Below are 10522 nucleotides of genomic sequence, written 5' to 3'. Positions count from 1 at the left end.
TAACTTTTGGGGTGCAGTACATGACCGGTGACCCTCCTTTTTCATGTGGACGGGCTTTATAAACCTCTCTTATCGACCGGCGACCCTTTATTTTCCGGTGAACAGGCTTTATGAACCTCTCTTATCGACCGGTGACCATCCATTTTTCGGTGGACGGGCTTTATGAACTAAAGCTTACCCTAAGAGGAACATCCGCTACCACAACTAGAACAACGTGAGCAACTTGAACCTCCATCTTGACCGCCTCCGTGACCTCCATCCCCATGACCAGAACCATCCGAAGCAGTCCCGCAAAAGATGGCAGTTGAGCAGCCGCTAGTGTAATTGGCCGCGTTGGCATACGTATACGCACTCGCATACTTCCAATAATCATCAAAATAAAAGTAAGAGAAAAACACCATTACAAGAGACAGATTGGTCATTTCACCGTACCTTCTCTGTTTAGCAAACTGACCTTTTTCGTCCACTTGATACATAACTTCCGCATCACTTACCTGCTGCTTCATTTTTCTGACGAGATACTCAACTGTATTCCTATTATCTTCATTAACTTTAAAATATCTATTAATCAGCCATTCATTACTTTCTTCCTTGAATTCTTGTAAGACCCTTTTATCAATTGGATATTTAAAAAAACTTCCCCAAGATTTCCAACTAAATTCAGTGATCGTAAACAACTGTGAAAACACCCAATCAAAAAAAGCTCGTTCCTGTGGTGCAGGAGTTGGACTAGTATTAGGCGTATGATGCAGCATTTTCCCAACAAATCGCTCCGAAAAAGTTTGATATTTTTGCGTAAAAAGCAGCATCGTATGCCAAACATCATCCACTTCTTCACTGAACATAGGCGTTTCCTTTAACATAGCTGCAAGCAATAAATAACGCTTTAATTCAAAAAGTCGCCATTCAAATTCATCTTCCGTCCGTTTCGGATTATCTTGAAGAAAACGCTGCTTCACTTGTTCAACATAGTCTGAATTCAAGGCGGAATCTAATTTTTCAAGCAATGGTGTCACAGGAACAGGGGTAAGCACTCCCAAATGCTCAGGTATATTTTCTTTCGCTAATTTAGGTCGGTTCCTTGCCGCTAGTACCACTACTCCTGTAACCACTCCTGCTAGCAATAAAGCGGCAGTTACAATTCCTGCAACCAAATGAATCACCGTCCTTACTTTATAATAGTTTAATACGTGTTAAAATTTGCGAACAGTGACTGTCACTGTTCGCCTATGTGGAGTCCTAAAAATAACCCAAAATTAAACCTATTGAGGCTTAATTTTGGGTTTTGATTTTATTCGGCCCATACGTACCAAGGATTCCAGCGATTCAATCAAACGTTTGATTAGTTTTTTTAGACCTTATGTACCAATGACAAGCAGTGCAGTCACTATTTTCCAACCAAAATCTACCACTTAACCTTACAGTCCCTCCAAATGAGCGACTTAACCTAGAGGATCTTCTCCAAATCGTTCCCAAAGGTTTGGAAACATCTCTTCTAGATCATCTTCGTCTTCCCAATCAAATTCAATTTCTGTATTATCTACCAATCCCTTTTGAGACAGCAACTCTAGCATCTCGTCATACAAATCTTCATCCCAATCTTCTGGGTCACCATCCTTTTTCAGTGTATAGGCATCAAAACCTACATTTAGAAAATCCTCGTATTCCGGAACACCTTCATCTCCCAAATTTTCATCAGTTATATAATTTGCCAAAAAATCGGGTTCCTTCAGTGTTTTCTCATATACCTCTTGTCCTTGTGAAATGAGCCATCCTCTAAAATAATCAAAAGAATCATCAGAGCATCCTCCCATTATCAGATAGGCTGCACCCCATAGATGAGATTGATAGCTTTCCTTCATGTAACCTTCGAAAATAAACTCAAAATCCACGATCTCATCTATCGACTTCTTACTAAGTTCTTCTGTTAACCATTCAACCTGGTCTTCTTTGTAACACTTGGACTGCTCTATTAAATTCCAGTATTCCGTTTTATTCACTCTATGACCCCTCCAGTATATGCAGATATTACCGTTTTTCCTTTTACCAAAAATATTTATTAATTCCTATTTTATCAAGTATCATAATTTATTTACAATCAAAAAAACTGCGATACCGTTAAGGAATATCGCCATTCTAAGGGTTCTACTTCTTTTTAATAATTCGCTATTATACTAGGTATGCCCCTAAGGCCACCATCGCTTTCTTTAATGCTTGTTCATAGGCCTTATCCTTACCAACTACAGTACGAAAATCTGCAACGTCTCGAACTGTCGAACGTCCTTCAATTTCATACCCATTATTAAAATAAGAAGACATATCGTTGATTTATCACTCATACGATGGAATTTTTTCTCTACGAGCATTCTTCTAATTTAATCCGTTTTTCATCCTTAATCGGATGGGTTCGAGAATACGGGATGACGATATGGTCATACATATGGTGATTCTTACAAGTTACGATAAGAATTTTTTCCCCTTTATGTTCCACTTGATTGATCTCTCCGCATATTGGACAAATACTATCTATGAACATACTTACCATTTACCGCACTCCCTTTAAATTATTTGGTTAATAGGATGAAAACATCTTAGAACAAAGGTTGTGTTACTTTATATATTTCATTTCCGAAAAAAAATACCTTCTAATATTGAAGGTACTTAATTTTTCTTACATTGGATTTACGCCTTACAAAAGCAGAACTACTTTCCAATATTGGTTTAAAAACCACATCTAACTAAATACAACAAAACACTCCAATTAAGGTTTAACGGAAGGTTATTTGCATAAACATTTTAGTATATCAGGAGGTTATTAATCTTATTATTGAAAAATGTTGACAAACTATTAGCTGGTTTAGTTGAAGAAGGGGTCCTGATGGCAAAACGCGAATTTCGTATGAAATCCGCGTTTGTTGGTGAGGATAGCTAACTATATGTCAAGGTTGACCTTTGTTGATCTAGTCATTCTGCTTGCCGTGATCTCTCTGAGCTCCCCTATAGCTTCCAATTAAATTTTGATAACCAGGAAGTTGACTAGAGAGTAAAGCGCCAAAACCTTCAACGTCGTTGCGCCAATCGCGTTGTAATTCGCACGCTACGCTAAACCAGTTCATAAGCTGTACTCCACCATGGGCCATACGCATTAATGACGCGTTCGCTACTTGTTTGCTAAACGTTCCGGAAGCATCAGTGACAACAAATACTTCGTAACCAGCATTTACAGCAGATAGTGCCGGGAACGCAACACAAACATCAGTAACAACTCCTGCTATAATTAGTTGTTTTTTACCTGTTTCTTCAATGGCTTTAACAAATTCTTCATTGTCCCAAGCGTTAATTTGTCCAGGCCGAGCTATTTTTGGCGCATCAGGAAAGATCTCAACCAATTCTTGCATTAGTGGGCCGTTAGGTCCGTTTTCAAAGCTTGTTGTTAAAATAACTGGTAAATCAAAAAACTTAGCGGTGTTAGCAAGAGCCAAAACATTGTTCTTGAATTCATCAACACCATAGTCACGCACTAGGCCGGAAATAAGGCCAGTTTGATGATCCACTAGAAGAACGGCAGCATCATCTTTGGAAAGACGAGAATAGAGATCAGACATTTTATAATCCTCCTTTAAATACCGAATCGAAGAAAGTTCATATATCGGCAAATTTACCTTAAACTCCTTCGTTTGTTACAATCAGTTTATGAACTTTATAGGTTTATAGATAAACCAATGACAACAAACTATTTACTGTCAACAATATTTATATATATAAAAAATCATCACAAAAAATTACTTGATGATGTTCTGTATTCTTTGGTTAATTTAAAAAGGAGTGTGATCGATCCAATGAATAAATTGTTGTAAATAACGCTCAAGATATCGTTTTGTTTTTTCGTCAGTAAGCACTTTCTGATCGGAGTCAATCTTTTCATGTACTTGCGAAATCAGCACTTTTTGAAATGGAAGAACCTGAGCTTGCATTGCTTCTAATATTTGTCTGATTTGCATTTGAGCAAAGGCAGTCCCTAATCCCCCAGGTGTTGCTCCGATTAAGCCAACCGGTTTTCTTCTAAGAACGGAGGACTTCGGAGTTCTTGACGCCCAGTCTAATGCATTTTTTAGCACGCCCGGAATTCCAGAATTGTACTCTGGACTAACGATAATAATACCGTCAACGTCCTGAATAGCGGACTTAAATGATGTTACTGTTTCTGGATCACCGCCAATTTCTAAATCTTCGTTAAACAAAGGAAGATCGTTGATTTCGATCCAGCGAAATTGAGCGGCATCACTCATATCTGTCAATGATTGAGCAAGGATTCGGTTATAAGAATTTTTTCGTAAACTTCCACAAATAAGGCCGATGGTTTTGGGCATAGAGATTCCCTCCTTGTTTGAAATCAACTTTAATAATACCATATTTTATAATTTATAGGAGGTATTTCCAGTGATGGTAGAAAAAAAGGTGACTTGGTTAGAACTTTTTTATGACTTGCTATTTGTGGCAGCAGTTGCAACTACTACTCATGTTTTACTTCATGTTGAAAAAGGTTATATTTATCCAGAATATCTATTAAAGTTTGCTCTAATGTTTATCCCGATATGGTGGTCTTGGACTGGACAAACAATGTTTATTAATCGGTTTGGACAAGATTTTTTGCATCAACGTATCTTTATAATTCTTCAAATGTTATTTGTCCTTGTTATGACATCCAGCTTATCGGAAGATTTTGATCAATACTATCTCCCTTTTCTTATTGGCTATATTGGAGTAAGGGCACTAACGGCAATTCAATATCTTGTTGTTCAGAATCTAGAAGAAGGGGATAGAAAAACGGCTGCTCGGTTTTTAGGAACATGTTTTGGGATTGGAGTCCTCATCTCATTTCTCTCTATCTTTTTTGATTCATGGATTCGATACGCCGTGTTATATGCAGGAATTTTTATAGATGTTATTGTGCCTGTTTTCGGACGCAGGTATTTGGTAAAAGCCCTGACCAATACGGCTCATTTATTAGAACGATTTGCTTTATTGACATTAATCCTTTTTGGAGAATCGGTCGTCAGCACCCTATTTGTACTACAGCCCCAAAAAGGTGATTGGAATTCGATCTCATTTTCGATTATTTCATTTATACTTATCATTTCGATGTGGTGGCAATATTTTGATAATGTAGAAAAGAAGGTAGATAAGTCGATTCATGGGGCAGGACAAACTATTATTTACGGACATCTGTTTATTCTAATGTCTTTGAGCATGATTGCAGCATCTATCAAACTGATGTTTTTATATGAGGTCCATTATTCATTTATCGTATATTTTGTATTTAGTTCTGTATTGCTCTATTTCATTTCAACTACCATTGTTTTTCATCAATACAGGTATGAACAACACCGTCTGAAAATTTATCATTTAGGGTTGTTTTTAGGGATTTTAGCAGCCTTTTTTATTATTAATTTAATCATGGTAGTTCCAAACATTGTCATAATGGGAGAATTAACTCTATTTTTTATCATCTATGCTAAATTTACAACCACTTAATAAAATACGGAAAATTTAATAATGGGGGTCCTGAAGCATGCCTATCAAGCTAATTCGAATACATGTCCCCCATGTAAGGAAAATACGCAATCCTTTTAGTTCCTATTTAAAACATGGAAGTTCCTCTCCCGTATTTTATTCCTCCATAAATTCCTTTTCAAATATCCAAATAATTTTCATGGTAATATTCTGCCCATTTTTTACCCCCTACTAACCTAATTTCTTTTTAAATGGGCATAATCTAAATACCATATGTACGCTGATTTTAAGGAGGAACATAATGATACCAAAGCTAACGATATATTTTCCTTGGATATTTACAGTAATACTCCTAATTTCAGCTTTGATATTTGCTATTTGGAAAAACCTAAAGATATATTATCCTACAATCATTTTTGCTATTAGTGTAGACTTCTTTATCTCTATAATTACTTATGAACACTCTTTATGGTATTTCCATAAAGCTTTTTTAGTTCCAAATCATACCTTAGCTGATTTTTCTATAGCTTTTACAAACTTACCCCTAATCATATTAGTTTATCTCACACGGTATCCATACAAAGCACAATTTTTTAACCAACTAGTTTATATTTCCTTTTGGGCAATTTTATTTACGTTCATTGAGACGATATTTTTATTTTTAAAACTCTTGTCTTATCACAATGGATGGAATTTTTGGTGGTCATTGGTTGTTTGGTTTTTTATTTTCATTGGTATTATACTTCATAATAAAAAACCATTATTTGCATGGATACTCTGTATTTCGTGCACGATGTTCCTAATTTTTTATTTTCAAATACCAGTTTTAAAGATGAAATAATTATTAAAGATGAGGATTTCCGTTAGTTGAAAAAGCCTATATTAATGATTTTGGCATAATCATTCTATTAACGTGCTAAAAAGCAGTGTGATTTTGTACTGCACCCCAAAAGTTAGAGTGAAATCTGACTTTGGGGTGTTTTTTTATGACTAAATATAGTGAACAATTTAAGTTAATGTTAGTCAAAGAGTATCAAGAAGGGAAATTGAGTTTAATGGGAATTTACCTAGTGTCATTCGTAAAGACGCATGATTACTTGGAATTTTTTCTATAGCAGTTTTTTCTTAGAAATTAAATATCCAAAACCAATAACAAAAACTGTAATAGCCGTAGGAACCAATAAATGTAGACCGTGAGTGAGAATAGGTTCAAATTTTGGTTCTCCGACGATCATTTCACCTGCAGTCCAAGATAAGATTCCCGCACCTGCATAAGAGATAATAGGGTAATTTTCCATTGCTTTTAATATTAACTGGCTCCCAAAAACAACGATAGGAATACTAATAATAACTCCAATGATAATACCGACAAAATTTCCTTCAGCAGCACCAGCAATAGCTAGTACATTATCAAGCGACATTACGGCATCAGCAATCATGATTGTTTTCACAGCGGAAAATAAGCTTGAACCTCCTTCTCTAAGATTTTCTTCATCATCGCCAATTAGTAGTTTAATGGCAATATACACTAGAAGAAGCCCACCTATAAAAGTTACAAAAGGTACGTCTAGTAGGTAGATAATTGCTACTGCAAATATTAAACGTAAAATAATGGCTCCAAATGTTCCCCAAAAGATCGCTTTCTTTTGTTGTTTCTTTGGAACATTACGTGATGCCATTGCGATAACGACTGCGTTATCTCCACTTAAGACAATATTGATTAAAATTATTTTCAAGAGTACCGCAAATGACAAACCAAAAATCTCCAAAATATTCACCTCTAGAAAAAGTTAACTTTGTCATTATATTAATTTGATGTAAAAAAAAGACCTTTTCTTATACGTATAAATGGATGAAAGACATGGCATTGCGACGGAAGCGTTGAAGTTTGTAAGGGTCGAAAAACTTTTGATGACGGATGTTTTCATTCTAAAATTAGGGTGTGATTCGTAGATTCAGTGCCTGTCACGCCTCGAAAAAAAAGCATTCAACTGGGCACTGTAACACCATTAGAGTGACCGTTCGATGAATCAAGACTCTCACTCGGGCACTGTAACACCGTTAGAGCGACCGTTCGATGAAAAAAAGCTCTCACTCGGGCACTGTAACACCGTTAGAGTGACCGTTCGATGAAAAAAAGCTCTTACTCGGGCACTGTAACACCGTTAGAGCGACCGTTCGAATGAAAAAAAGCTCTCACTCGGGCACTGTAACACTGGAGGCTGAATCAGTGGTGTGCCTAAATGGGGCATAACTCTTTTTTGGCAGGTTTCTCATTCTGATAATCGATTGCTACCTCATTCCAAACGGCAAATTTAAAACTAGTCGGGCTGCTATCCCTTTCGGAAAAGATCGTATATAAAGGGAAGAACATTTGGCTGTCAATTTTGTCGATAGCCCTTAAAATTGAAAACGTTTTAATTAGTTGGGGAAAATTCTAGTTATGGAAAGATCGATAATAATATCTTGATTTTTCATAAAATTAAAAATAGTATATAACTACATCGTAGATTATTCTCTAATCAAGTTTTATTAAAACAAAACCTAAAAAAGTGAGAGGATGGTTTGTATGTTAAAGGTAAAAAAGGATTTTACTTTTGTTTTATGCATTATACCTAAGATTCTCCAGGTATTTTTAAATATTTCTCTCATTTTTTTAGCAATTATTCTATCGATTTTACTAGTTAAGGAATTAATCATTTTCAGTCATATTTTGATAGAAAGTGGCAGCGACGACTATAAACTTTTTTTGGACAATATACTCATCTTCTTTTTATATTTTGAGTTTATTACGATGATTGTTAAATACTTTAAAGAAGAATACCATTTCCCTATTAGATATTTTATATATATAGGCATCACCGCAATGGTAAGAATAATTATCGTTGACCACGAGCAGCCTGTAAATACAATGCTTTATTCACTGGTCATCTTAATCCTGATTATTGGGTATTTTATTATTAATCTAACTCCTCGTGAAAGACCTGATAGTAAATGGTTCTTTAAAAAAAATAATGTTTGAAGCCTCTACAGGGACGGATCTCATGGTTTTTAATGCGTTAGTGCTGACCATAGGAACCGTCCCCATGGCCCATTCCAGCTATTCTCATCACTCTTCACCTGCCGTAAGGTCAAGTACAAATCCACTCGGAATAGCTCTTCCGGTAGGAAACGATTCGGCTTATGGCCTATGCTTGGGTACGGATTTTTGGTTCTCGTGATAGGAATCAATTTCTTTTACGGTTAGTAATGAGTCATTTTTCCAGTTTTTCAGAATCCCAACCACATAGCTCAGCCTTCGCTTGTTATTGGCACACGCAATATTCATCGCTTTTAAAATCACATCTTTCGGCTGTAAAAAGCTAGAATCATCTAACCAAGTTAATATCATGATTCTTTACTGTAGAATCATATGCCTCCATTGTGTTCTCTTACAGCCATGACACTCTTATTAATTTCGTCCCTTCCGCTATGTCTTTCAAGATGAGGAAATCCTACATTACGATTGGCTGAACCCTGACTGGACCACGGTGACGGTTCTTGTGGTTGGCACTAACCTCATTATAAAACCATAAGAACCGACCCTCTGGATTCAGTAATTTTTTGATGGAAAGCGTATAGTGACGGTAGTTCCTTCACCTTTAGTACTTTGGAAGTCAATGGTTCCTTTATATTTTGCAGCAATATTATAGCAAACCATCATACCTAATCCGGTCCCTTTAATTTTTAAAGAATAAAAAGGAGTACCAAGGGACTTAATTTCCGCTTCTGACATCCCCTGTCCATAATCAACTACCTTAATCTCGACGAAATCTTTTTCCCTACTAGCTGATACAATAACAGAATCACCAATTTTCGAGGCCTCAATGGCATTTTTTATAATATTTATTAATAATTGTTTAAACTCTATGTTGTTAGCAGCGATATAGCAATCTTCCACCCTAATTAATTCAATCTTATTATCATGTAAAAGCCCATACGAATGAAGTAGATCGGTTACATTCTGAAGAACAACCTTTAAATTGACTGTTTCTACTTCTGTTTCCTTATTTGGCTTCGCTATAGATAAAAATTGAGTAATTACCTGTTCAGCAATATTTAGTTCATCAATCATCAATGTAAAATTTCCTTTTATATCATCACTAAATCCAGCGTCTTTTTGGTATAACTGTAAAAAACCTTTCACAACGGTCAAAGGATTTCTAATTTCATGTGCAACAGCAGCTGCTAGTTGTCCAGTTGTCTTCAAACGCTCTGAATGCTGAATTTGTTCATAATATAATTGCTGTTTCTTAATTCTTCCTTGCGTTAAATAAAAAATAAAATAGATAATCACTTGACTCCCGATAAAGTTGATAACATTTCCTATTAAATCCTGCTTGATATAGGGATATCCTTGATCAATAAGCATAATATAACTAAATGTAAAAATGATGGACACACTGTTTAATAGTAAAGAAAAATAAAAGAGCTTTGAATCAAAAAACAGAATCGCGATGGCTGGAATAAAACATAGAAAAATAAAGGTGGACCAAGTATCTGGATATAAAAAGAACAGCGCATAAAAGTAAACGGACGCAACTGTAATGATGATCAGTCTAAAAACATGAGTGATATATTTAGGATAAAGCAATAAACAGGCAGATAGAATGACAACAAGTCCACTATGGAAAATATAACCCGCATCAAACTTGCCAAAACGTGGATTACCCATTAACAAACCCATTATCATAATGGCTATTATGATTAATATCGTAAAATAATATAACTTTTTATTTATATGAGTATAAAATCCCTTCATACCTACTCCTTTTATTTGATCTCAATACTACGTTATAAGACAATACTATAGTGCTAATTTACCTATTTTTATAATATCATATTATTTTTTTATTAATTAAATTTTGTTATGAAAATTGAGAAATGTGCAAGCTAAGTATGCTATGGGTTTATTAGAAGTGATTTAATTCTATTCCAACAACTATTGAAAAAGTTTATAATTTGTTAG

The 10522-nt window shown here is 35.3% G+C and carries 12 protein-coding genes; 3 read left to right on the top strand and 9 right to left on the bottom strand.

What is annotated here, in order from left to right; all coding sequences use genetic code 11:
• Positions 1 to 179: 179 nt before the first annotated feature.
• From J7E77_RS18540 to J7E77_RS18515, 6 genes are all read right to left on the bottom strand, one after another.
• Positions 180 to 1154, bottom strand: a complete 975-nt coding sequence (locus J7E77_RS18540) for a glycine-rich domain-containing protein (RefSeq protein WP_214716312.1) — start codon at positions 1152 to 1154, stop codon at positions 180 to 182.
• Positions 1155 to 1442: 288 nt separating this feature from the next.
• On the bottom strand, positions 1443 to 2000 hold the full coding sequence (locus J7E77_RS18535) for a DUF4240 domain-containing protein (protein WP_214716311.1): 558 nt from the start codon (positions 1998 to 2000) through the stop codon (positions 1443 to 1445).
• A 169-nt stretch (positions 2001 to 2169) separates the two neighbouring features.
• Positions 2170 to 2319 (bottom strand): hypothetical protein, encoded by a 150-nt coding sequence (locus J7E77_RS18530; protein ID WP_214716310.1) that lies wholly within the window; start codon positions 2317 to 2319, stop codon positions 2170 to 2172.
• Between the two features lie 37 nt (positions 2320 to 2356).
• Entirely contained in the window at positions 2357 to 2545 is a 189-nt protein-coding gene (locus J7E77_RS18525) for a hypothetical protein (RefSeq protein WP_214716309.1), read from the bottom strand.
• A 415-nt stretch (positions 2546 to 2960) separates the two neighbouring features.
• Complete coding sequence (ycaC, locus tag J7E77_RS18520) at positions 2961 to 3605, bottom strand: isochorismate family cysteine hydrolase YcaC (RefSeq protein ID WP_214716308.1); 645 nt, start codon at positions 3603 to 3605, stop codon at positions 2961 to 2963.
• A 210-nt stretch (positions 3606 to 3815) separates the two neighbouring features.
• Complete coding sequence (locus tag J7E77_RS18515) at positions 3816 to 4370, bottom strand: NADPH-dependent FMN reductase (RefSeq protein ID WP_214716307.1); 555 nt, start codon at positions 4368 to 4370, stop codon at positions 3816 to 3818.
• 73 nt (positions 4371 to 4443) lie between these two features.
• Between J7E77_RS18515 and J7E77_RS18510 the strand changes: the two genes are divergently transcribed.
• Complete coding sequence (locus J7E77_RS18510) at positions 4444 to 5535, top strand: low temperature requirement protein A (protein WP_214716317.1); 1092 nt, start codon at positions 4444 to 4446, stop codon at positions 5533 to 5535.
• 280 nt (positions 5536 to 5815) lie between these two features.
• Positions 5816 to 6355 carry a CBO0543 family protein gene (locus tag J7E77_RS31795; RefSeq protein WP_374102988.1) on the top strand — a complete coding sequence of 180 codons (540 nt, stop codon included), beginning with the start codon at positions 5816 to 5818 and terminating at the stop codon, positions 6353 to 6355.
• Between the two features lie 268 nt (positions 6356 to 6623).
• On the opposite strand, the gene J7E77_RS18505 is transcribed toward J7E77_RS31795, so the two are convergent.
• Complete coding sequence (locus J7E77_RS18505; protein ID WP_251027040.1) at positions 6624 to 7268, bottom strand: TerC family protein; 645 nt, start codon at positions 7266 to 7268, stop codon at positions 6624 to 6626.
• Between the two features lie 815 nt (positions 7269 to 8083).
• On the opposite strand from J7E77_RS18505, the gene psiE reads away from it, so the two are divergent.
• On the top strand, positions 8084 to 8536 hold the full coding sequence (gene psiE, locus J7E77_RS18500; RefSeq protein ID WP_214716306.1) for a phosphate-starvation-inducible protein PsiE: 453 nt from the start codon (positions 8084 to 8086) through the stop codon (positions 8534 to 8536).
• Between the two features lie 159 nt (positions 8537 to 8695).
• Here psiE and J7E77_RS18495 read toward each other — a convergent pair whose 3' ends face one another.
• Positions 8696 to 8905 carry a DnaD domain-containing protein gene (locus tag J7E77_RS18495; protein WP_251028111.1) on the bottom strand — a complete coding sequence of 70 codons (210 nt, stop codon included), beginning with the start codon at positions 8903 to 8905 and terminating at the stop codon, positions 8696 to 8698.
• A 201-nt stretch (positions 8906 to 9106) separates the two neighbouring features.
• A complete protein-coding gene (locus J7E77_RS18490; protein ID WP_214716305.1) occupies positions 9107 to 10315 on the bottom strand; it encodes a sensor histidine kinase in 1209 nt (402 codons plus the stop codon).
• Between the last annotated feature and the right edge of the window lie 207 nt (positions 10316 to 10522).

The organism is Bacillus sp. ISL-77 (genome assembly GCF_018613105.1).
Note: the sequence above shows the minus strand (reverse complement) of the source record. Positions and strands in the feature narration are given on the sequence as shown.

Bases quoted from the DNA above. Each gene is read 5' to 3' on its own strand.
- ycaC (WP_214716308.1), bottom strand. From the start codon at position 3,605: ATGTCTGATCTCTATTCTCGTCTTTCCAAAGATGATGCTGCCGTTCTT.
- J7E77_RS31795 (WP_374102988.1), top strand. From the start codon at position 5,816: ATGATACCAAAGCTAACGATATATTTTCCTTGGATATTTACAGTAATA.
- J7E77_RS18530 (WP_214716310.1), bottom strand. From the start codon at position 2,319: ATGTCTTCTTATTTTAATAATGGGTATGAAATTGAAGGACGTTCGACA.
- J7E77_RS18490 (WP_214716305.1), bottom strand. From the start codon at position 10,315: ATGAAGGGATTTTATACTCATATAAATAAAAAGTTATATTATTTTACG.
- J7E77_RS18525 (WP_214716309.1), bottom strand. From the start codon at position 2,545: ATGGTAAGTATGTTCATAGATAGTATTTGTCCAATATGCGGAGAGATC.
- J7E77_RS18510 (WP_214716317.1), top strand. From the start codon at position 4,444: ATGGTAGAAAAAAAGGTGACTTGGTTAGAACTTTTTTATGACTTGCTA.
- J7E77_RS18515 (WP_214716307.1), bottom strand. From the start codon at position 4,370: ATGCCCAAAACCATCGGCCTTATTTGTGGAAGTTTACGAAAAAATTCT.
- J7E77_RS18495 (WP_251028111.1), bottom strand. From the start codon at position 8,905: ATGATATTAACTTGGTTAGATGATTCTAGCTTTTTACAGCCGAAAGAT.
- psiE (WP_214716306.1), top strand. From the start codon at position 8,084: ATGTTAAAGGTAAAAAAGGATTTTACTTTTGTTTTATGCATTATACCT.